Origin of the sequence: Aeromonas sp. SrichE-2G (assembly GCF_017939565.1) — a bacterium.
GTDB lineage: Bacteria > Pseudomonadota > Gammaproteobacteria > Enterobacterales > Aeromonadaceae > Aeromonas > Aeromonas taiwanensis.
The window spans coordinates 72,307-92,705 of record NZ_JAGKRG010000005.1 but is presented as its reverse complement, the minus strand read 5'-3'; the positions used below and the strand labels follow the sequence as shown (position 1 = coordinate 92,705).

18 protein-coding genes are annotated in these 20,399 nt (G+C 66.4%); 2 read left to right on the top strand and 16 right to left on the bottom strand.

What is annotated here, in order from left to right; all coding sequences use genetic code 11:
• Positions 1–19: 19 nt before the first annotated feature.
• From J9885_RS09225 to J9885_RS09180, 10 genes are all read right to left on the bottom strand, one after another.
• Complete coding sequence (locus tag J9885_RS09225; RefSeq protein WP_043762359.1) at positions 20–928, bottom strand: pseudouridine-5'-phosphate glycosidase; 909 nt, start codon at positions 926–928, stop codon at positions 20–22.
• Complete coding sequence (locus tag J9885_RS09220; RefSeq protein ID WP_134696154.1) at positions 922–2,013, bottom strand: PfkB family carbohydrate kinase; 1,092 nt, start codon at positions 2,011–2,013, stop codon at positions 922–924. Before J9885_RS09220 ends, J9885_RS09225 begins: the two co-directional genes overlap by 7 nt.
• A 144-nt stretch (positions 2,014–2,157) precedes the next feature.
• Positions 2,158–2,517: a nitrite reductase small subunit NirD gene (nirD, locus tag J9885_RS09215; protein WP_043762362.1), complete on the bottom strand. Its 360-nt coding sequence runs from the start codon at positions 2,515–2,517 to the stop codon at positions 2,158–2,160.
• Positions 2,514–5,105: a nitrite reductase large subunit NirB gene (nirB, locus tag J9885_RS09210; protein ID WP_210549052.1), complete on the bottom strand. Its 2,592-nt coding sequence runs from the start codon at positions 5,103–5,105 to the stop codon at positions 2,514–2,516. Before nirB ends, nirD begins: the two co-directional genes overlap by 4 nt.
• 27 nt (positions 5,106–5,132) lie before the next feature.
• The gene (locus J9885_RS09205) at positions 5,133–5,954 is read right to left on the bottom strand and encodes an ABC transporter ATP-binding protein (RefSeq protein ID WP_134696157.1); all 822 of its coding nucleotides are present in this window, start codon (positions 5,952–5,954) and stop codon (positions 5,133–5,135) included.
• Between the two features lie 111 nt (positions 5,955–6,065).
• A complete protein-coding gene (locus tag J9885_RS09200; protein WP_246876893.1) occupies positions 6,066–6,986 on the bottom strand; it encodes an ABC transporter permease in 921 nt (306 codons plus the stop codon).
• Between the two features lie 38 nt (positions 6,987–7,024).
• Complete coding sequence (locus tag J9885_RS09195) at positions 7,025–8,383, bottom strand: CmpA/NrtA family ABC transporter substrate-binding protein (protein ID WP_043762367.1); 1,359 nt, start codon at positions 8,381–8,383, stop codon at positions 7,025–7,027.
• A 348-nt stretch (positions 8,384–8,731) separates the two neighbouring features.
• A complete protein-coding gene (locus J9885_RS09190; protein WP_043762368.1) occupies positions 8,732–9,316 on the bottom strand; it encodes an ANTAR domain-containing protein in 585 nt (194 codons plus the stop codon).
• Positions 9,317–9,440: 124 nt separating this feature from the next.
• Entirely contained in the window at positions 9,441–10,199 is a 759-nt protein-coding gene (gene cobA / locus J9885_RS09185) for a uroporphyrinogen-III C-methyltransferase (protein ID WP_210549049.1), read from the bottom strand.
• 28 nt (positions 10,200–10,227) lie between these two features.
• Positions 10,228–12,849: a nitrate reductase gene (locus J9885_RS09180; RefSeq protein WP_210549047.1), complete on the bottom strand. Its 2,622-nt coding sequence runs from the start codon at positions 12,847–12,849 to the stop codon at positions 10,228–10,230.
• 302 nt (positions 12,850–13,151) lie between these two features.
• Between J9885_RS09180 and J9885_RS09175 the strand changes: the two genes are divergently transcribed.
• Positions 13,152–13,676 (top strand): RNA methyltransferase, encoded by a 525-nt coding sequence (locus J9885_RS09175; protein ID WP_246876892.1) that lies wholly within the window; start codon positions 13,152–13,154, stop codon positions 13,674–13,676.
• Between the two features lie 39 nt (positions 13,677–13,715).
• On the opposite strand, the gene J9885_RS09170 is transcribed toward J9885_RS09175, so the two are convergent.
• Positions 13,716–14,468 carry a hypothetical protein gene (locus J9885_RS09170; RefSeq protein ID WP_043762375.1) on the bottom strand — a complete coding sequence of 251 codons (753 nt, stop codon included), beginning with the start codon at positions 14,466–14,468 and terminating at the stop codon, positions 13,716–13,718.
• A gap of 187 nt (positions 14,469–14,655) precedes the next feature.
• On the opposite strand from J9885_RS09170, the gene J9885_RS09165 reads away from it, so the two are divergent.
• The gene (locus tag J9885_RS09165) at positions 14,656–15,087 is read left to right on the top strand and encodes a universal stress protein (protein ID WP_043762376.1); all 432 of its coding nucleotides are present in this window, start codon (positions 14,656–14,658) and stop codon (positions 15,085–15,087) included.
• A gap of 125 nt (positions 15,088–15,212) precedes the next feature.
• Here J9885_RS09165 and J9885_RS09160 read toward each other — a convergent pair whose 3' ends face one another.
• The 5 genes from J9885_RS09160 to frsA all read right to left on the bottom strand — a co-directional run bounded on the left by J9885_RS09160 (position 15,213) and on the right by frsA (position 20,256).
• A complete protein-coding gene (locus J9885_RS09160; protein WP_210549045.1) occupies positions 15,213–15,848 on the bottom strand; it encodes a murein L,D-transpeptidase catalytic domain family protein in 636 nt (211 codons plus the stop codon).
• Positions 15,849–16,004: 156 nt separating this feature from the next.
• Positions 16,005–17,258 (bottom strand): glutamate-5-semialdehyde dehydrogenase, encoded by a 1,254-nt coding sequence (locus tag J9885_RS09155; protein WP_210549043.1) that lies wholly within the window; start codon positions 17,256–17,258, stop codon positions 16,005–16,007.
• A 33-nt stretch (positions 17,259–17,291) separates the two neighbouring features.
• Positions 17,292–18,395: a glutamate 5-kinase gene (gene proB / locus J9885_RS09150; protein WP_043762379.1), complete on the bottom strand. Its 1,104-nt coding sequence runs from the start codon at positions 18,393–18,395 to the stop codon at positions 17,292–17,294.
• Between the two features lie 137 nt (positions 18,396–18,532).
• The gene (gene crl / locus J9885_RS09145; protein WP_043762381.1) at positions 18,533–18,925 is read right to left on the bottom strand and encodes a sigma factor-binding protein Crl; all 393 of its coding nucleotides are present in this window, start codon (positions 18,923–18,925) and stop codon (positions 18,533–18,535) included.
• A 62-nt stretch (positions 18,926–18,987) separates the two neighbouring features.
• Positions 18,988–20,256, bottom strand: a complete 1,269-nt coding sequence (frsA, locus tag J9885_RS09140) for an esterase FrsA (protein ID WP_210549041.1) — start codon at positions 20,254–20,256, stop codon at positions 18,988–18,990.
• Positions 20,257–20,399: the final 143 nt, after the last annotated feature.

Below are 20,399 nucleotides of genomic sequence, written 5' to 3'. Positions count from 1 at the left end.
TTTTAATTGCAGCAAGTGGTTACAGGCTGGCGGCAATCTTTGCCCCCAGGGCGGCGTTGTTCAGTACCAGCTGGATGTTGGAAGCCAGGGAGTTGCCGCCGGTCAGCTCGCAGACGCGAGCCAGCAGGAAGGGGGTGGAGGCCTTGCCCTTGACCCCCTGCTCGTCCGCCTCCCGCAGCGCCTGCTCGATGGCCGCGTCTATGTCCGCCTTCGGCATCGCAAACTGGGCCGGGATGGGATTGGCCACCACGGCACCGCCCGCCAGCCCCAGCTCCCACTTCAGGCGCAGCGCCTGCGCGATCGCCGCCGGGGTGTCGAGGCGGTAATCCACCTTGAAGCCGCTCTCCCGGGTGTAGAAGGCGGGCAGCTCCTCGGTCTGGTAGCCGATGACCGGCACCCCCTGGGTCTCCAGGTACTCCAGGGTCAGACCGATGTCGAGGATGGACTTGGCGCCGGCGCAGACCACGGCCACCGGGGTCTGGGCAAATTCCTGCAAGTCGGCGGAGATGTCGAAGCTCTCCTGGGCGCCGCGGTGCACGCCGCCGATGCCGCCGGTGGCAAACACTCGGATCCCGGCCATGGCGGCCACTATCATGGTGGAGGCCACCGTGGTAGCACCCATCCCCTTGTTCGCAAGCACGAAGGGGATGTCACGGCGGCTGCACTTGATGGCGGCGTGGCCGGCCTTGCCCAGCGCCTCCAGGGCCCCCGCATCCAGACCCACCTTGAGGCGGCCGTCGATGATGGCGATGGTGGCCGGCACGGCGCCATTGTCGCGCACCACCTGCTCCACCTGGCGCGCCGTCTCCACGTTCTGCGGATAGGGCATGCCGTGGGAGATGATGGTGGATTCCAGGGCCACCACAGGCTTGCCGGCGGCCAGGGCGGCAGCGATTTCGGGTTGGATATCGAGGTAAGCGTTCAACATGGGTACTCCTCCAGCATGCGTTCAACGGCGGCCTTGGAGAGGCCGGAAAAGACGGTATCGGAACAATTGACGGTGAGGGCGGCGCAGCCGAGGGCGAAACGGGTCGTTTCGACGATGCCCTGCTCCTGCAACCAGGCGTGGGCCAGCCCTGCCATGAAGGCATCGCCACCACCGGTCACGTTGACGACCGGGCTGCCGAGCACGGGCAGATGGCCCTGGCAGGCCCCGTCGCTGTAGAAGATCCCCTGATCCCCCAGGCTCAGGAACAGCCGCTGCACCCCGGCGCGGTGGAACCAGGCCGCCGCCATGGACCAGGTGTCTGGGCCGGCGATGCGCAAGCCGCACAGCTGCTCCGCCTCGCTGCGGTTCGGCTTGAGGGTGTGGATGCGGTGCAGCCAGGGGCGGATCTTCTCCACCTTGGCCACCGAGACGGTGTCGACGAAGATGATGTGCTCCCCCTGGCGCTCGAACAGCCAGTCCAGGGTGTGGGTCGCGAGGTTGGTGTCGAGCACCCAGAGCCGGGCCGCACCGAGAAAACCGCTCAGGGGAGTGAGCCGGGCCGGGGTGAGCTGATCGATGATCCCCATGTCGTTGACGGCGCAGCTCATCTCGCCGCTGCCATCGTGCAGACTGAGGTAGCAGGAGGTGGCCTGGCCGTCCAGCACCAGCACCTGGCGCACGTCGACCCCGGCGCGCTGGCTCACCTCCAGCAGGTGGTGGCCGTACTGATCGTTGCCCACCGCGGTCAGCAGCCGGGTGTCGGTACCGAGGCGCGCCAGGTTCTCGGCGATGTTGCGCCCCACCCCGCCGGCGGAGGTACGCACCCGGCCCGGGTTGGAATCCCCGATGCGCAGGTTGTCGTGGCTGCAGCCGCAGATATCCATGTTGGCACCGCCGATCACCACGGCGTAGGGCCCTTCCCGCAGCACATAGCCGCGCCCCTGCACATAGCCCTGGCGCATCAGGCTGGAGATGTGGCTCGCCAGCGCCGAGCGGCTGATGCCGAGCCTGTCCGCCAGCTCCTGCTGGGCAATCATGGGGTCCTGGCGCAGCAGGGCGAGGATCTCTTGCTCACGTTCCGTCATAGACAAACATCCAGTTACAAACGTTTGTCCATTATTGTCGGGAAACGTTTTCCCGCCACGACTGCGTGCAAGAAATGTCGGGTCAGCCACAAAAAAAATCACCGGGCAAGCCCGGTGATCCTCAATGCCATATGCCTGGTGTTCTCAGTCCAGTCGAACCCAGACAGCGCCCTCATCCAGCCGTACCGGCCAGCAGGCGACGCTCAGGGCCGGATCGTCCAGGCAGCGACCGTCCATCAGGGCGTAGCGCTGCTTGTAGAGGGGCGAGGCGACCACGGGCTCCCCGCCTGCATCCCCAACCAGGCCGCGCCCCAGCACGGCGACGCCGGCCAGGGGATCCACCCCGTCCAGGGCGTAGACATGCTCCCCGAGACGAAACAGCGCCAGCACCCGCCCCTCCAGCCAGGCGCTGCGCCCGGCCTGCTCCGGCAACGCCGCCAGTTCGCATACCCGATGCCAGGCCCCGGTCGCTGACTGCAAGGTCGCTTCTTTTATGTCCCTCATACCACCTCCTTGATAGCGATATCCGGCACCCATTGCCCCCGCTCCTCACGGCGCGGCGGTGTCTCGTCCTCGGGCCGGTTGACGAAGGCCTCGAACAGCTTGAGCTTGTCCGGATCCGCCAATGTGCTCTTCCACTCGCACTGCCAGGTGCCGACTATTCCCTCCATCATGGCCTCCAGCTCGGCACCGATGCCGAGCCTGTCCTCGATGATCACCGACCTGAGGTAGTCGAGTCCCCCCTCCATGTTCTCCATCCAGACCGAGGTGCGCTGCAACCTGTCCCCGGTGCGCACGTAGAACATCAGCAGCCGGTCGATGTAGCGGATCAGGGTCTGCTCGTCGAGGTCGGTGGCGAACAGATCGGCGTGGCGCGGCCGCATGCCGCCGTTGCCGCACACATAGAGGTTCCAGCCCCGCTCGGTGGCGATGACGCCGATGTCCTTGCTCTGGGCCTCGGCGCACTCCCGGGTACAGCCGGAGACCGCAAACTTCAGCTTGTGGGGAGCCCGCAGCCCCTTGTAGCGGTGCTCCAGGGTCTGGGTCAGGGTCATGGAGTCCTGCACCCCGTAACGACACCAGGTGGAACCGACACAGGACTTCACGGTGCGCACCGACTTGCCGTAGGCCTGACCGGTCTCGAAGCCCGCCGCCACCAGCTCGCCCCAGATGGCGGGCAGCTGATCGACCCGGGCGCCGAACAGGTCGATGCGCTGGCCGCCGGTGATCTTGGTGTAGAGGCCGTACTTGCGCGCCACCTCGCCGATGGTAATGAGGCCGTCCGGGGTGATCTCCCCCCCGGGAATGCGCGGCACCACCGAGTAGGTGCCGTCCTTTTGCAGGTTTGCGAGGAAGGCGTCGTTGGTGTCTTGCAACGCGCGGTGGGGCTTCTCCAGCACGTGCTCGTTCCAGAGCGACGCCAGGATGGAGGCCACCGTCGGCTTGCAGATGTCGCACCCCAGCCCCTGGCCGTGCTTGTCCCGCAGGGCCTCGAAGCTCTTCAGCTCGCCCACCCGGGCCAGGTGATAGAGCTCCTGGCGGCTGTAGGCGAAGTGTTCGCACAACCCCTTGTCCGCCTCCACACCAAGGTCTGCCAGGGTCTGATCCACCACCTGCTTGAGCAGGTTGCCGCAGCCGCCGCAGCCGGTGCCGGCCCTGGTGCAACTCTTCACCGCCGCCAGCTCGTGATTGCCCGCCCGAACGGCGGCCACCACGTCCCCCTTGCTGACGTTGTGACAGGAGCAGAGGATGGCGCTGTCCGGCAGCACCAGGGGCGCGGGAGCGGCCCCTGCGTCCCCCACCAGCAGGGAGAGCGGCGGCTGGGGCAGCGCCACCCCGTTCTGGTAGTACTGCAACAGCCGCTCATAGTCGGCCCCGTCCCCCACCAGGATGGCGCCGAGCAGGCGATTGCCCTCGCCGTCGGTCACCAGCTTCTTGTAGATGCCCTTGATCCTGTCCAGCACCAGCAACTCCTGGGCGCCGGCGGTGGTGGCGTGAGCATCGCCGATGGAGCCCACGTCCACCCCCATCAGCTTGAGCTTGGTGGACATGTCGGCCCCGCCAAAGCGGGTCTCGCCGCCACACAGGCTGGCCACGGCGGCCCGGGCCATCTGGTAGCCGGGGGCCACCAGGCCGAAGATGCGCCCCTGCCAGAGCGCGCACTCGCCGATGGCGAGGATGGCGGGATCCGAGCTGTGGCAGCCGTCGTCGATGCAGATGCCGCCGCGCTCCCCGACCGCCAGCCCGGATTGCCGGGCCAGGGTGTCGGCGGGGCGGATCCCCGCCGAGAACAGCAGTACGTCGGTCTCAATGTGAGTACCGTCCTTGAAGCGCAGGCGATGGCGGGCCTGCTCCCCCTGCTCGATGCACTCGGTGGCCTTCTCCACCAGCACCTCGACCCCGAGGGCCTGGATCTTGTCCCTCAGCACGGCGCCGCCGCTCTCGTCGAGCTGCACCGGCATCAGCCTGGGGGCGAACTCCACCACCTGGGTCTTGAGCCCGAGCAGGCGCAGGGCGTTGGCCGCCTCCAGCCCCAGCAGACCGCCGCCGATGACCACGCCGCTGCGCGCCTGGGCGCAGGCATCGCGGATGGCGGCGAGATCCCCCAGGGTGCGGTAGACGAAGCACCCCTCCCGCTGATGGCCGGGGATGGGGGGCACGAAGGGCACGGAGCCGGTCGCCAGCACCAGGCGGTCGTATGAATACTGCTCGCCACAGGACAGGGTCAGGGTCCGGGTTTCTCTGTCGAGCACCTCCACCTCGGCCCCCAGCCGCAGGGCGATGCCGTTCTCTTCATACCAGGCGGGATCCGCCATGCGCAGGGCCTGGGGCGCCTTGCCGCCGAACACCTCGGACAGATGCACCCTGTCGTAGGCGGCGTCCGGCTCGGCGCCAAACACCGTCACCTCGAAGCGCGCCAGGCCGCCGGCCGCCACCAGCTGCTCGACGAAGTGATGACCCACCATGCCGTTGCCTACCACCAGCAGCCGCTGTTTTGCAGCATTGTCGGCCTTGTCGGCGGAACCGCTGTTCTGGCGATCGAGCAGGTCCATGCCGTCGCCGATCACCCACTGTTGCTCTTTGTCAGTCATGTCTCTCTTCCTTGAATCCGGTGGGGCTCAGGCGCGCAGCTTGCTGCGCACCTGCCCGGCTGCCTTGAGGGGGGTCACCTTGCGCTGCTTCTCGTAGAGGAAGCGCAGCACCTGCTGACGCAGCTTGTGGTAGTGGGGGTCATCCGCCAGGGCGACCCTGTCTCTGGGCCTTGGCAGGTCGACGGTCAGGATCTCCCCGACGGTGGCACTGGGGCCATTGGTCATCATGACGATGCGATCGGAGAGCAGCACCGCCTCGTCCACGTCGTGGGTGATCATGATGACGGTGTTGCCAAGCTCCGCCTGGATCGCCATCAGCGCATCCTGCAGATGGGCCCGGGTCAGGGCATCGAGGGCGCCGAACGGCTCGTCCATCAGCAGCACCTTGGGGGAGAGGGACAGCGCCCGGGCGATGCCGACCCGCTGCTTCATCCCCCCCGACAGCTCGTGGGGCATCTTCTGGCTGGCGTGATCCATCTGCACCAGGGAGAGGTAGTAGTCCACCCGCTCCGCCACCGCCCGCTTGTCTGGCTCCACCTGGCCCACCGCCAGCGCCACGTTCTGCTGGACGCTGAGCCAGGGCAGCAGGGCGTGGTTCTGGAACACCATGGCCCGCTCCGGCCCCGGGCCCGCCACCTCGCGGCCATCGAGGATGATGCCGCCGAGGGTCGGCTCCAGCAGCCCGGCCACCAGGTTGAGCACGGTGCTCTTGCCACAGCCCGAGTGGCCGATGAGGGAGACGAACTCCCCCTTCTCGATGCGCAGGTTGACCCGGCTGAGGGCCTCGAAGCGCCCCTGCTCCGTCTCGAACGAGATGCCGACGTCGCTTATCTCCAGATAACTCTTCATTGGCTCTTCTCCTGCCTGAATAGGAATGTGGTTAACGCAGTACCTGGCGCTTGTCCTGAAGCAGACCCACTGCTGCAGGGCCTGTACTGCCCGGGGTTTCTCGCAGCGTCGTCAACGCAATACCTGGCGCTTGTCCCAGGACAGCCACTGCTGCAGGGCGAGCATGCCCCTGTCCAGGGCGCAGCCGATGAGGCCTATGGTGATGACCGCCACCATGATGCGGGCCAGGGACGAGGCGCCACCGCTCTGGAACTCGTCCCACACGAACTTGCCGAGCCCCGGGTTCTGGGCCAGCATCTCCGCCGCGATCAGCACCATCCAGGCCACCCCCAGGGACAGGCGCAGGCCGGTGAAGATCATGGGCAGGGCCCCGGGCAAGACGATGCGCCGCACATGGGTCGCAAACGACAGCTGCAGCACCCGGCTGACGTTGTGCAGGTCCCGGTCCAGCCCCGCCACCCCGACTGCCGTGTTGATCAGGGTCGGCCAGAGGGAACAGAGGGTCACCGTCAGGGCCGAGGTGAGGAAGGACTTGGCGAGCCAGGGGGCGGGACTGGCGTAGAGCGCGCTCACCACTAGCGTGATCAGGGGCAGCCAGGCCAGGGGGGAGACCGGCTTGAGCAGCTGGATCACCGGGTTGGCGGCGCGATAGAGCCCCTGGTTCATGCCAAGCAGCACCCCGCACGGGATGGCGATCAGGGTCGCGAGGCCAAAGCCGCACAGCACGGTGAGCAGGCTGGTTCCAATCTGATCGAAGAAGGTGGGGCGCCCGGTGTAGGGGCGCAGCTTCACCTCGGCCGACGGATCCTCCGCCAGCCTTGCGGCGTTGCGCGCCTGCTGGCGTTCGAGGAAGGCCGCCGCCTTCTTCCGCTCCTGCAGGTGCTCCTGCCCGAGGGACCAGAGCTGGCTGGCGGTGGCGATCGGCCCGGGCAGGGTGCCCAGACTGGTCTGCACCTGGCTGGCCCCCCACTGCCAGAGGCCGAGGAAGAGCAGCACGCCCATCAGGGGCTGCACCAGGGTTTTCCAATCCATGATTCTCCACTGGTATCGTGTCATTGCGCGCTCCTTGCTCATTGCACCCGCTCATCGCCCTTGAGGCCGATGGCGAACTGCTGCAGATAGGCGTTGGGGTGGCGGCCGTCATAGATGAGGCCGTCGATGAAGCCATCCTGGGGGCCGCGATAGCCCTGCTCGCTGGCAAAGTCGGGGAAGTCCTGCGCCTTGAGCTTGCCCTCGGCGATGAGGGCCTCCGCCGCCTGGCGATAGACGTCCGGTCGATAGACCGCCTTGGCCACCTGCTCGAACCAGGCGTCCGGCTTGGCCTCGGGGATCTGGCCCCAGCGCCGCATCTGGGTCAGGTACCAGATGGCGTCGGAGTAGTAGGGATAGGTGGCGTGATGGCGGAAGAAGACGTTGAAATCCGGCACCTGGCGCTTGTCCCCCCTGGCGTACTCGAAGGTGCCCGTCATGGAGTTCGCGATCACCTGCTCGTCCGCCCCCACGTACTCGGGTTTGGCCAGCAGCTTGGCCGCCTCGCGCCGGTTGCCGTTCTGCTCGGCATCCAGCCACCAGGCCGCCCGCAACAGCGCCTTCACCAGCCGGACATGGGTGTTGGGGTGGCGCTCGGCCCACTCCCGGGTGACGCCGAACACCTTCTCCGGGTTGTTGCGCCAGATCTCGTGATCCGTGATGACGGGCACCCCTATGCCCTTGGCGACCGCCTGCTGGTTCCAGGGCTCCCCCACGCTGTAGCCGGCGATGGTGCCCGCTTCCAGGGTGGCGGGCATCTGGGGCGGCGGCGTCACCGACAGCAGCACGTCGGCCTGGCGCTGGCCCGAGTTGTCGCCCAGCTTGGGCGCATAGAAACCGGGGTGCAGGCCGCCTGCCGCCAGCCAGTACCTGAGCTCGTAGTTGTGGGGGGAGACGGGGAACACCATCCCCATGTTGAAGGGCTTGCCCGCCTGGCGGTAGTCCGCCACCACGGGCTTGAGGGCGGCGGCGCTCACCGGGGCCGGCGCCTGACCCGCCTGTGGCCTGGGCAGCTGGGGCGCCATGGCGGCCCAGACGCTGTTGGCCACCGTGATGGCATTGCCGTTGAGATCCATGGCAAAGGCCGTCACCAGCTCGGCCTGGGTGCCGATGCCGATGTGGGCGGCCAGGGGCTGGCCCGCCAGCATCTGGGCGCCATCCAGCTCGCCGTCTATCACCCGATCCAGCAGGATCTTCCAGTTTGCCTGGGCCTCCAGGGTGACATAGAGCCCCTCGTCCTCGAAATAGCCCCGCTCGTAGGCCACCGCCAGCGGCGCCATGTCGGTCAGCTTGATGAAGCCGAGCCTGAGCTCCTCCTGCTCGGGGGCACCCACCGCGGCCAGCGCCGGCAGCGACAGCGCCACCAGCAGCAAGCCCGCACATCCTTGTCGTCCGTTCATTCCAGTCCCTCGCTCGGTTCACTCTTCCCGGCGGTCGCGCCGCGCTCTCAGGGATTGCAGCGCCACCTCGTTGCAGCGCTGCGACCCGACAGGCGAGTCGCGACCAAAAAAAAGCCCCACCGATCCGGGATCGGTGGGGCTTCTTTGCCCTGTTGCGGAGGAATGGCCATATGGCCCTTCCCTGCCCGCTGTCTCTTCACTTGCTATCGTGTATTCGGTTATTCACTTTCCGTGCCAGCTCTGCCAGGGCCCGCCAGACGGGCTTTCGCGCCTCCCATCCCACCCTCGCCACCCCGAATTTGCCTCAATTAGGCGCAACTGCACCAAAACGGTTGGGCACCGGGACGTTCAGGCTGGCAGCGCCTGCAGCAGTTGCTGCGCGAGCTCCCCCAGGCTCAGGTGGCGGTTCATGGCGGTGCTGCGCATCAGGCGGTAGGCCTGCTCCTCGTCCAGCCCCTGGTGGCGCATCAGGCGCCCCTTGGCCTGCTCGATGAGCCGCCGCTCCACCAGCTTCTGGCGCAGCTCGCTCTCGGTCTGCTGCAGGGCCTGTACCATGGCGAGCTGGCTGCGGGCGAGGCGCAGCCACTGCTCCACCGGCTCCCGCTCGCCGCAAGGGTGGGGCACCAGCAGCACTCCCTGCTGCAACAGGGCGAGCTGGGTGTCGCCCCCGAGCCGCTCGCAGAACAGCAGGCGCGGCAGGCCGGGCCAAAGGGAGAGGCCGAGGCGCACCTCGGCGCCGAATTGGCGGCAACTGATGATGAGGGCGTCCCCCTGATCCGTCGGCGTCAGCAACTGGCGACTGTCGAGGATCCTGGGCTGATGGCCGTAATGGCTGACCAGCAGGGCCAGGCGGTTGGCCTGACCCGGTTCGTCGGCGTGGATCAGCAGGCGGGAAGCGGGGCCATCCTGGCCCCGGGGGGAAAAAGTAGTCATGGCACTCCTTGCCAACGGCTATTGCGATTCATCTGGCAAAAGTGCCGCAACATGAAGGCCAACTCTTTGAATCTACCTCTTTTTTATCTATCTGGAGGTAGTGGGGGTAGAGGGGACAGGGCCCTCAGGCCACCCGTTCCAGCGCCTGGTTCAGCAGGGCCTGCAACTCGGTGCGCAGCCGCACCACCTCCCCCATGATGATCAGCACCGGGCTCTGGCCCAGCAGGGCACTTGCCGCCTCTTCCAGCGTCTCCAGCCGGGTGTGATGCACCTGCTGGCGCGCACTGCAGCCGGCAACCACCAGCGCCACCGGCAGATCCCCGCAGGCCCCCGCCCCCAGCAGCCCCTGCCGGATCCGGGCCGCCCGCTCCAGCCCCATGTAGAAGACCAGGGTGTGGCCGGCCCGGGTCAGCCCCTGCCAGCCCTGGTAGTCCCGCTCGTCCATCTGGTGGCCCGTCACCAGGGTCAGGGAGCGGGCCAGCCCCCTGTGGGTCAGGGGGATGAGGGTGCTGGCGGCACACCCCAGGGCCGCGGTGATGCCGGGCACCAGCTCGGCCTCGATGCCGTGGCGGGCCAGGTGCAGCGCCTCCTCGCCGCCCCGGCCAAACACCAGGGGGTCCCCTCCCTTGAGGCGCACCACCCGCTTGCCGGTACGGGCCAGGGCCAGCAGCAGGGCGTTGATCTCCTCCTGGGTCGGGCTCGGCTCTCCGCAGCGCTTGCCCACGTCGAAGCGGGCCGCCCCCCGGGGAATACGGGCCAGGATCTCGCTCCCCACCAGACGGTCATAGACCACCACCTCCGCCGCCTCCAGACGTTGCAGGGCTCGAAGGGTCAACAACTCGAGGGGGCCGGGCCCCGCTCCCACCAGACTGATTTGGCTCATTTCACGCTCCTTGTGTCCTGGCAACGCGCTAAGCGGATGCCAGAAATACATGTTTGATCAACAACTTGTCGATTTCAGGCAGGCAGGTGCCACAGTTGCTGCCGCAGCCGAGCAGAGCCTGCAGCCCCGCCAGCTCGCTCACCCCCTGCCTAGTGATGGCATCGACGATGCGCTCCTCCGACACCCGCAGGCAGGAGCAGACCAGGCGGCTCTCCCCCGCCAGGGCCTGGCTCAGGGTCTGACTCAGCCCCCCCGCCTGCAGCGGCGTACCGAGCAGGCTCGCCAGCAGATCGACCTTGATCGACGGGCGCCGCGCCGCCATCAGCAGGATCCCCTCGATGCGATCCCCCGCCAGGGCCACGGCCAGCCAACCCTCTTTCAGGGGCAGCCTGAGCCAGTGCCCCTGCTCTCCCAGCCGCTGCCACAGGATCGCCGGGCTCTCTGACCAGGAGGCCAGCAGGGTGCAGTTGCCCTCGGGCAGGGGGCGCCTGGCCCACCAGTCCACCGGCTCGCGCCACTCATGGCGGCCGCACCAGAGCCCCTCCCAGCGGGTAGGCTGCGCCCTGGCCTGCACCCGCCCCTGCTTGAACATGGGCTGGCCGGAGAGGGGATCCACCACGGGGGCGATGAGGCGGTTGACCGCCCCCTGACTGCACTGGCTGTCGGTCCAGTGCATGGGCAGGAAGGCTTCCCCTTCCCTGAGCCCCTCGTCCAGCCCCGCCAGCAGCAGGGCCTCCCCGAGCCCGTTGCCAAGGCGCACCAGATCCCCCTCCCGCACACCGAGCGCCAGCAGGCTGGCCGCCCCCATCCGCACCCTGGGCCAGGGCTCGGCCTCCTGCAATCGGGGCACATGGCCGGTGCGGGTCATGGTGTGCCACTGATCCCGCAGACGACCGCTGTTGAGGAGCAGGGGGAGGTCCTCCCCCGGCCCGGCGCCCTGCTGCGGCGGGAAGTGCTGGGCCAGAGGCAGCAGACGTGCCCGGCCATCCGGGGTGGCGAAGCGACCATCCTCGAACAGGCGGTCACGCCCCTTGGGCCAGCGGGCGTTGACGGGCCAGCGCAGGGGCTCCAGGGCCTCGAATTCGGCACGGGTGAGGCCCGCCAGGCCCGAGATGTCGAACTGACGCTCCCCCGCGTTCTCGAACCCCGACAGGGCGGCGTGCTCGCAGAAGATGTCGTGCTCGTGCTCATAGGCGAACCCCTCCCCAAAGCCGAGCCGGCGGGCGAGCCGGGTCAGCGCCCACCAGTCTGGCCTGGCCTCCCCCGGCAGGGGCAGGAAGGCACGCTGGCGGCTGATGGTGCGCTCGGAGTTGGTGACGGTGCCGCTCTTCTCCCCCCAGGCGGCAGCGGGCAACAGCAGGTGGGCGAGACGCGCCGTGTCGGTGTTGGCCGTCACCTCGGAGACCACCAGCAGCTCGCAGCGACTCAGCGCCTCCCGTACCCGGTTGCCGTCGGGCAGGGAGACCGCCGGATTGGTGCCGAGCACCCAGAGCGCGCGGATCTCCCCCCGGTGCACCGCCTCGAACAGCTCGACCGCCTTGTGCCCCGGTCCGCGCACTATGGTCGGGCTCTGCCAGAAACGCTGCACCCGGTCGCACTCGGCCTCGCCAAAGCCCATGTGGGCCGCGAGCTGGGTCGCGAGCCCCCCCACCTCGCGCCCTCCCATGGCATTGGGCTGCCCCGTCATGGAGAAGGGGGCCGCCCCCGGCTTGCCGATGCGGCCGCACATCAGGTGGGCGTTGAGGATGGCGTTGGCCTTGTCCACCCCCTGGTTGGACTGGTTGATCCCCTGGCAGAACAGGGTGACGGTCTTGGGGGTGCGGGCAAACAGCTGGTAGAAACCGAGCAGATCGCTGCGGGAGAGGCCGCAGCTGCGAGCCACCTCGTCCAGCTGCCAGGCGGGGTCGTCCAGCGCCGCCGCCAGCGCCTCGAAGCCGCTCACGTGCTGCGCCACATAATCCTTGTCCCAGCCGTCGACATCGAGCAGGTAGCGGCACAGGCCGTTCCACAGCGTCACGTCGCTGCCGGGCTTGAGCGCCAGGTGGAGATCCCCCTGCTCCGCCGTCATGGTACGACGGGGATCCAGCACCACCAGTCTGAGCCCGGGGCGGCGCGCCCGCGCCTGCTGCAGGCGACGGAACAGCACGGGGTGTGTCCAGGCGGTGTTGGCGCCGGTCAGCACCACCAGATCGGCGAGCTCGAGATCCTCGTAGCAGGCGGGCACCAGATCCTCCCCGAAGGCGCGCTGATGGGCCACCACCGCCGAGGACATGCAGAGCCGGGAGTTGGTGTCCACGTTGGCACTGCCGAGATACCCCTTCATCAGCTTGTTGGCGACGTAGTAGTCCTCCGTGGTGAGCTGGCCCGACAGATAGAGGCCGATGGCTTCGGGCCCCGACTCCTTCGCTATGGTGGCCAGGCGCGCCGCCAGGGTGTCCAGGGCCTCTTCCCAGCCAATGCGCTGCCCCATCCAGCGCGGATAGAGCAGGCGATCCGGGAACGCCAGGCTCTCCAGCAGGCTGGCCCCCTTGACGCACAGGGCGCCGCCATTGGCCGGGTGCTGCTCATCCCCCTGCAGTTGCCACTCATCCCCCTCCCGGTTCAGCCGGATGCCGCACCCCACTCCACAATAGGCACAGGTGGTCTTCATTCCCTTGCTCCTTGTCACCGACAACCTCCGGGGCTGCCTCATTGCCATGGCCCATAAAAAAGCGTCCGCCCCCCTGCGGGGACGGACGCCTTTGTCCGGATAAGCCTCATCGTCTTGTATGGGAAAGTGACTGCAAACCCCGCGCCAGGATGCAGGGCCGCTCTCCACGGGGCACAGAGGCACTGGCCTGCGCCGGGACGGTGCAACTGCTCCCTTGTTGGGCCCGTCCGGCGGGAGAGAGCGCCACGCGCTGGGCAAGGGGCGCGGCGGGGGTATAATGCGCCGCCACAGAGGAGAGCGAGATGAAAGTGTCAGAGAAGGGCGAAGCCCGGCAGCTCAGGACCGATGATCGGGAGGGACGCGACTATTGCGCCATCGGGCTGGTCAATCCCAAGTCCCCTGAGAACGTGGGCGCCGTGATGCGGGCCGCCGGCTGCTACGGGGCGGACGAGGTCTACTACACGGGGCAGCGCTTCGAGCTGGCGAGGCGGTTTGTCACCGATACCAAGCAGATGGTGGAGAAGATCCCCCTGCTCGGGGTCGAGGAGCTGCTGGACTTCGTGCCCGAGGGGTGTACCCCGGTGCTGGTGGATCTCATCGAGGGGGCCACCTCCCTGCCGGACTATGTGCACCCGGCGCGGGCCTTCTACATCTTCGGCCCGGAGGATGGCACCCTGGAGCCCGCTCGTTTCGCGGCGGTGAAGGAGGTGATCTATGTGCCCACTCGCGGGTGCATGAACCTGGCGGCCTCGGTCAACGTCATCCTCTACGATCGCCTGGCCAAGGGGTTGAGAGCCCAGGGCCGGGAGCCGAACACCGAGGGCTGACCAGGAGAGTGAACCTGTCCGGCCAGCCGTGAAGGGGGATCATCTCCCAGGTGGCGGCGCCTTGCGCGCCCTCGCCTCCTGCTCCCGGATAAAGTCCCGGTAATAGTCGTAGAGCCGGTTCTCCCGGTAGATCTCCGCCAGTTTCCCCCCCGTCAGCAGGGCATGCATGGCGGGATCCCAGAGCGCTTTCAACAGCCTGCCTTTCTCGGTGTCGGCAAAGATGGGGTAAGTCGGGATCCAGTGCAGGAAGACCTGCGCCAGCTCGGGAGGGAGGGCCCCCTTGGGATAGAGGGCGTCGTCGGTCAGGTAGTAGCGGTAGCGCCCCTTCATCAGCAGTTGCAGCGCCATGTCGTGGTTGTCTATCTCGTGCCAGTTCATGGTGACCGGGATGAACTTGTCGAAGGCCCAGCCCCGCAGCCAGAGCACTTCCTGCCCTTTCAGGCTTTGCACCCCAGTCCAGTGCGGCAGCCAGCGCTTCTGCATCAGCACGGTCACATGATCGGCCGAGTCGGGGTAATCCGGTTGATGGACCCCAGACACCTCGCCCCGATAGACCCCCATCGCCATGTCCCCTCCCTTCTGGGAGACCAGCGCCAGCGCCCGCTTGTAGGGCACCAGATGGGATACCACGACATAACCCCGGGGTTCATAGATGGCGCGTACCACGTCCAGATAGACCCCCTCGCCATCCTGCTGACAGAAGCCGGGCCAGTCATCGCAATAGACGTGTATGGTATCGGCCCGGACGGGCAAGACGAACAATAGACAGCACAACAGGAGCAGACGAACCATGTGTTTCCTCGGTGGTGTGGCGGGCGCCAAACGCCAGACGGCACATTCAGGCTTACAGATAGCATAGAAAATTGCCGGTACCACCGGAGATTTTCCTCATTTTGCGAGCGGGTCGAGGGTTATTGTCCCCTCGTTCGGTATGATGAAAACAAGATTCATTAGCAGCCCAACCTGAAGGGAGATTCTCATGCCAACCATCAAATCCCTGCTCTGCCCCGTCGACTTTTCCGAGATGTCCAAGGCCGTGCTCGACTACGCCGTCTTCATGGCCACCAGCCACCAGGCCGAGCTCAAGCTGGTTCACGTGGTCGATCAGCTGCACGGTTTCGACAGCTACAAGATCCTGCACATGACGGCCATCGAGATCACCCACGAGATGGAGCGCCAGGCCAAGAGCCAGCTCAAGGAGCTGGTAGCCTGCCTGCCCATTCCGGCCACCTTCGAGGTGCGCTTCGGTCGCGCCGCCGACGAGATCGTTATCCAGGCGAAGGAGGACAAGGTGGACCTGCTGGTCATGGGCAGCCACGGCCGCTCCGGCATCAGCCATCTGCTGGTGGGCAGCGTGGCCGAGTCCGTGGTACGCCACGCCCCCTGCCCGGTGCTGGTGGTGCGCAAGTAACCCCCACCCGAGACGCGAAGGCCAGCATATGCTGGCCTTTTTGCTCTTTGCTGGTCGGAGCGTTTGGCTCAGTACCGGCTCACGAGTGGTGACGAGAGGCCGCCAGCAAGATCGTGGAGTGCTTCTCAGCCGTGGGCGTAGATGACGCTCCCCCCCTTGATGGTGTCGATGATGGCCCTGGACTGCTCCCGCGGCAGGGCGGGACAACCCCAGCTGCGGCCCAGCTTGTCAAACTTGCGCAGGTGTTTGGGGCTCGCATAGTCCGCCCCGTGTACCACGATGGCCCGCTTGCGGGCATTGCTGTTCTTGCCCGGGCTGAGGCCGTCCAGACGCAGGGAGTAACCGTGCTTGCCCTGGTAGGTCTCGGCGGTGCGATAGACCCCGAGGGAGCTCTGCCGAGAGTTCATCTGGTTGGAAAACTGGCGGGCCGCCAGCTCCCCCGAGTTGCGCCCGTGGCTGACCCAGGTGTGATAGAGCAGCTTGTGGCGCTTTACGTCGATGACGAACAGCCGGCGCATGGTCGAGGGCTTGCTGTAGTCGATGATGGTGAGGATGGGCTTTCGCTTGTGACGCACGCTCTGATAACCATCGAGGGCCTGGCGAAACACCTTCTTGTCCAGCTTGCCCGCCAGACCCAGCTGGCGATAGAGATCCTGATCCCAGCTGGCGTGACTGGTGCTGCTGAACCAGAGCGCCCCCAGCAGCAAGGGCAGGCTCAGCCAGAGACGGCCCAGCCATCCGCTTACATAGTGTCGCTTCATCCTTGAAGTCACTCCCCGTTCAGCCGATAGTCCGGCGCCCTGAAAGGCGCCACCTCTCGCTGGATAGTTATATGCAAGCCACTGATTGCGCGCAATAAAAAACCATAAAAATGCCGACCAGGGTCGGCATTCAGAACGGCATGGCGAAACAACGGATCAGGCACGGCTCAGGTAATCCGCCTGGCCGACCCACTTGTAGCTGGTGAGCTCCGTCAGCCCCATGGGGCCACGCGCATGCAGCATCTGGGTCGAGACCGCCACCTCGGCGCCGAGGCCAAACTGGCCGCCGTCGGTGAAACGGGTGGAGGCGTTGACATAGACGGCCGCCGAACCGGCGCCGTTGACGAAGCGCTCGGCGTTAACGAGGGAGTTGGTCAGGATGGCGTCGGAGTGGCCCGCGTTGTGCTCGCGCATATGGGCGAGCGCCTCGTTGACGTCGGCCACCAGCTTGACCCCCAGGGTCAGCCCCAGCCACTCGGTATCGAAGTCTTCCGGCCCCGCCTCGCACAGGTTGTCGGCCCCGGCCAGCAGCGTCATGGCATTGGGGGCGGCCACCAGGCTCACCTTGCGCTCGTTCATGAGCGCCACCAGCTGCGGCAGGAAGTGCTCCGCCACCTTCTCGTGAACCAGCAGGGTATCGAGGGCGTTGCAGGCGGAGGGGCGCTGCACCTTGGCGTTGTCGATGACCGCCAGGGAGCGCACCAGATCGGCGCTCTCGTCCACGAAGATGTGACTGATGCCGAAGCCGCCGATGATGACCGGAATGGAGCTGTTCTCCTTGCACATCTTGTGCAGGCCTGCGCCGCCGCGGGGGATGATCATGTCCACGTAGCGATCCAGGCGCAGCAGCTCGCCGACCAGCGCCCTGTCCGGGTTGTCGATGTATTGCACCGCCGCCTCGGGCAGGCCGGAGGCGGCCAGTGCATGCTGGATCACCCGCACCAGCTCCAGGTTGGAGTGGAAGGTCTCCCGGCCACCGCGCAGTATGCTGGCGTTGCCGGTCTTGAGGCAGAGGCTGGCGATGTCGATGGTGACGTTGGGGCGCGCCTCGTAGATGACGCCGATGACGCCGATGGGCACCCGGCGGCGGGAGAGGCGCAGGCCGTTCTCCAGTACCCGGCTGTCGATTTCGGCACCGACCGGATCGTCCAGGGTGATCACCTTGCGCACATCCGCGACGATACCGGCCAGCCGGGCCGGGTTGAGCAGCAGGCGATCCAGCATGGCATCAGTCAGCCCCGCCTCGCGCCCTGCGGCGATATCTTTCTCGTTGGCCGCCAGGATCTGGTGACTGCGCGCCTCCAGTTCGTCGGCGATGGCGGCCAGCGCCCGGTTCTTCTGCGCCGTGCTGACGGTGGCCAGCTGATAGGCAGCCTCGCGGGCCGCCAGCCCCATTTTCTCCAGACTCATAACGTCATCCTTTTTCTCTTTCATCGGTGCGGCTTACAGCAGCACCATATCATCCCGGTGAATGGCCACGGCGCCATAGCCGTAACCCAAGACCTGTTCGATGTTGTCCGAATGGACGCCGCGCAAGCGGTCGAGCTCGAGGTGGTCATAACGGCAGATGCCGCGCGCCAGCTCGCTCCCCTTGGGATCCAGGATGCGCACCACATCGCCGCGCACGAAATCCCCCTTGACCGCCACTATGCCCTTGGGCAGCAGGCTGGAGCCTTTCTCCTGCATGGCGGCCACGGCGCCCTGATCCACATGCACCTCCCCATGGGGGGGCGGGCCCGCCAGGATCCAGCTCTTGCGCCCTTCCAGAGGCGACGCCAGTGCCGGGAACAGGGTACCCACCCGCTCCCCTGCGGCGAGGCGACCGATCACTTCCGGGATCTGGCCGGTGGCGATCACCACGTCCACCCCGGCCCGGCGTGCCACGTCGGCCGCCTGCAGCTTGGTGGCCATGCCGCCGGTGCCAAGGCCGCTGACGCTGTCGCCGGCAAGGGATCTCAGGGTGTCATCTATGGTCTGCACCTCTTCGATGAGCTGGGCATCCGGGTTGGTACGCGGATCCGCGGTGAAGAGCCCCTTCTGGTCGGTCAGCAGGATCAGCAGATCGGCGTCCGCCAGGATGGCGGCACGGGCGGAGAGGTTGTCATTGTCCCCCACCTTGATCTCGGCGGTCGCTACCGCATCGTTCTCGTTGATGACGGGGATGATGCGGTGATCGAGCAGGGTGCGCAGGGTGTCGCGGGCGTTGAGGTAACGCTCCCTGTCCTCCAGATCGGCACGGGTCAGCAGCATCTGGCCGATGTGCAACCCGTAGAGATTGAACAGGTCCTGCCACACCCGGATGAGCTGGGTCTGGCCAATCGCCGCCAGCATCTGCTTGTTCGGCAGGGTAGGCGCCAGTGGAGGATGGCCCAGGTGTTCACGACCGGCGGCGATGGCCCCCGATGTGACCAGCACGACGCGGTGTCCGTGTCGATGCAAGGCGGCACACTGCCTGACCAGCTCCACCATGTGGGCACGGTTGAGCCGGGCAGATCCCCCGGTGAGCACGCTGGTGCCCAGTTTGACGACTATGGTTCTGTTTTCCATGGGAACAAAGGGGTCAGAAAAGTAAGGAGTCCCTTTATACCCACGGCCCTGTTGCCCTGCAAGGCAATTAAGCCTTGTGCAAGGTGGTCGGGACAGGGAAGAAGCAGCCCCGCGCAACGTGCGCGCGGGGCCAGGGGTCAGGCCGCCGTCACGCTCAGCTCGGCGGTCACCTGCTCGGCCGGCAACAGGGTGCACTCCAGCTGGGCCAGTTTGCCGCTGATGAGCTTGTAGAAGTGATGGAGGGTGCGCTCGACTTCTGCCTGGTGCTTCTTGGGCAGCGGCTTGTCGAGCCACTCCCCTTCCGCATTGTAGAAGCCGACCTGATAGTGATAGCTGAAGCGGTGATCCTCCTGCTCCAGCACCAGCCACCAGCCCCAGAATTCCCGCTTGTCAGGCGCCGGCTTGGCGCTGACGCAGACGGAAAGACAGTCGAAGCGGTAGCGCCCCTCTTCGCACAGGTCTTCCCGCAAATAGGGGCCAATGGCCGCGAATTGCCGCAGCAATCGCTTGTAGGTCACTCTCTCTGACATGCTAACCTCCCTGTTGAACAAGCCATACCATCACACGATGATGTTACATTTTTAGTTTTATATCATGTACATAAGTGCTTCTTGAGCCAATCAACCGTCTCCTTGAGCGCCTCGTCATAGACCTCGAGCAGCGGTTGCTTGTCAAACACCACCGCCTTGCCATTGCGGCTGGCGGCGGCCAGAGCCCGGACATCCTGCTCGGGACAAATAAAATCTTTCTTGTGCCCGATACTCAATATCGGCACGGAAGTGCGGCTCCCCAGCAACCCCTGGGTCTTGAGGGAGAAGACCTGGCACTTGGTGCGCAGCAGATCCCACTGGGCCGCATCGGCCCCCAGACGGTTCGCCAGCCCGTCCCGCATCATGCGCGGGCAGCGGGCAAACATCTCCTGGTTGGTAAACACCTGGTTGATGCCGGCACCGATGCAGACCACGGTCCGAAGCTTGAAGGGCTCGACGAAGGCGAGGCGGGCCGCCACGTTGCCGGCCAGCCTGAATCCCACCATGGCGATACGCTGATGATCGACCCAGGCCACCTCGGAGAGGTAGTTGAGCACCGCCTGGTGAAGGCGGCTGGTGTCCTGCACCAGGGGCCAGTGTTCGGCATAGCCCGTGCCCGGCATGTCCAGCGACAGCATGCCGATGCCGTGGGGTTCGAGGCACTTGAAATAGAAGTTGAGGAAGTCGACCTGGAGCGAGTCGATGCCGCCGCTGACGATGACCAGGGGAACCGGTCTGTCGGTGGTGGGCAGGTGCAGATACCCCTGGATGGTCTTGCCCCGGAACGGGACCTGCAGCTCCTTGAGGGGCACCTTGAACAGGCGTCCGGCCTCGCGATAGGCCATGTTGCCGAGCAACTGGGCCTGATCCGCCAGCTCGTCGTGCTTGAGGTGGGGGTAACTCGCGATGGAGTAGTAGCGCACCGCCTTGAGCAAGCTTTTCAGGGCGGCGGCCCGCTCACCCTGTGCCACCAGCTCGCGACCCCGGTTGAAGTAGCGGCCGGCAAGCTGGCTCCACTCGTAGACCCAGTTGCCGGGCACGTAGCCCTTGATGGTGTCCAGGTAGCGCTCGTGGGTACGCTCCCCCTGCCCCATGGCGATCTGGGCCAGGGTCTGCTCCACCTCCACCGGATCGGCCCCCTGCCAGGCCCAGGTCGGGCGACGCAGCAGGCGGTACCAATGGGGGGACAGGGCGCCGTCGATGAAACTCTCGGTCAGCGAGCCATCCTGCTCGCCAACGGGGCTGGAGTTGGAGATTTCGGAGGTTTCCAATACCTTTTTGACCCGGGTGAACAGCTTTTCCGTCAGGTTGGTATCGTCGTTTGGTTCCAAGATGGTGGCTCTTCTGTCGCAAACAATGCTCCATCTTAACCACTTTTCAGGGCGGGCAGCCACACCAGAAACACGTTGGGCCCCATAAGGGGCCCAATTACACCATCCCGGCACCAGAATGTGCCTGCGGGGGCGGCGTGGCG

Bases quoted from the DNA above. Each gene is read 5' to 3' on its own strand.
- J9885_RS09200 (WP_246876893.1), bottom strand. From the start codon at position 6,986: ATGGATTGGAAAACCCTGGTGCAGCCCCTGATGGGCGTGCTGCTCTTC.
- proB (WP_043762379.1), bottom strand. From the start codon at position 18,395: ATGGAAAACAGAACCATAGTCGTCAAACTGGGCACCAGCGTGCTCACC.
- nirD (WP_043762362.1), bottom strand. From the start codon at position 2,517: ATGAGGGACATAAAAGAAGCGACCTTGCAGTCAGCGACCGGGGCCTGG.
- J9885_RS09160 (WP_210549045.1), bottom strand. From the start codon at position 15,848: ATGAAGCGACACTATGTAAGCGGATGGCTGGGCCGTCTCTGGCTGAGC.
- J9885_RS09205 (WP_134696157.1), bottom strand. From the start codon at position 5,954: ATGAAGAGTTATCTGGAGATAAGCGACGTCGGCATCTCGTTCGAGACG.
- cobA (WP_210549049.1), bottom strand. From the start codon at position 10,199: ATGAGCCAAATCAGTCTGGTGGGAGCGGGGCCCGGCCCCCTCGAGTTG.
- J9885_RS09170 (WP_043762375.1), bottom strand. From the start codon at position 14,468: ATGGTTCGTCTGCTCCTGTTGTGCTGTCTATTGTTCGTCTTGCCCGTC.
- J9885_RS09220 (WP_134696154.1), bottom strand. From the start codon at position 2,013: ATGACGGAACGTGAGCAAGAGATCCTCGCCCTGCTGCGCCAGGACCCC.
- nirB (WP_210549052.1), bottom strand. From the start codon at position 5,105: ATGACTGACAAAGAGCAACAGTGGGTGATCGGCGACGGCATGGACCTG.
- J9885_RS09195 (WP_043762367.1), bottom strand. From the start codon at position 8,383: ATGAACGGACGACAAGGATGTGCGGGCTTGCTGCTGGTGGCGCTGTCG.
- J9885_RS09190 (WP_043762368.1), bottom strand. From the start codon at position 9,316: ATGACTACTTTTTCCCCCCGGGGCCAGGATGGCCCCGCTTCCCGCCTG.
- J9885_RS09225 (WP_043762359.1), bottom strand. From the start codon at position 928: ATGTTGAACGCTTACCTCGATATCCAACCCGAAATCGCTGCCGCCCTG.
- J9885_RS09155 (WP_210549043.1), bottom strand. From the start codon at position 17,258: ATGAGTCTGGAGAAAATGGGGCTGGCGGCCCGCGAGGCTGCCTATCAG.
- J9885_RS09165 (WP_043762376.1), top strand. From the start codon at position 14,656: ATGCCAACCATCAAATCCCTGCTCTGCCCCGTCGACTTTTCCGAGATG.
- crl (WP_043762381.1), bottom strand. From the start codon at position 18,925: ATGTCAGAGAGAGTGACCTACAAGCGATTGCTGCGGCAATTCGCGGCC.
- J9885_RS09175 (WP_246876892.1), top strand. From the start codon at position 13,152: ATGAAAGTGTCAGAGAAGGGCGAAGCCCGGCAGCTCAGGACCGATGAT.
- J9885_RS09180 (WP_210549047.1), bottom strand. From the start codon at position 12,849: ATGAAGACCACCTGTGCCTATTGTGGAGTGGGGTGCGGCATCCGGCTG.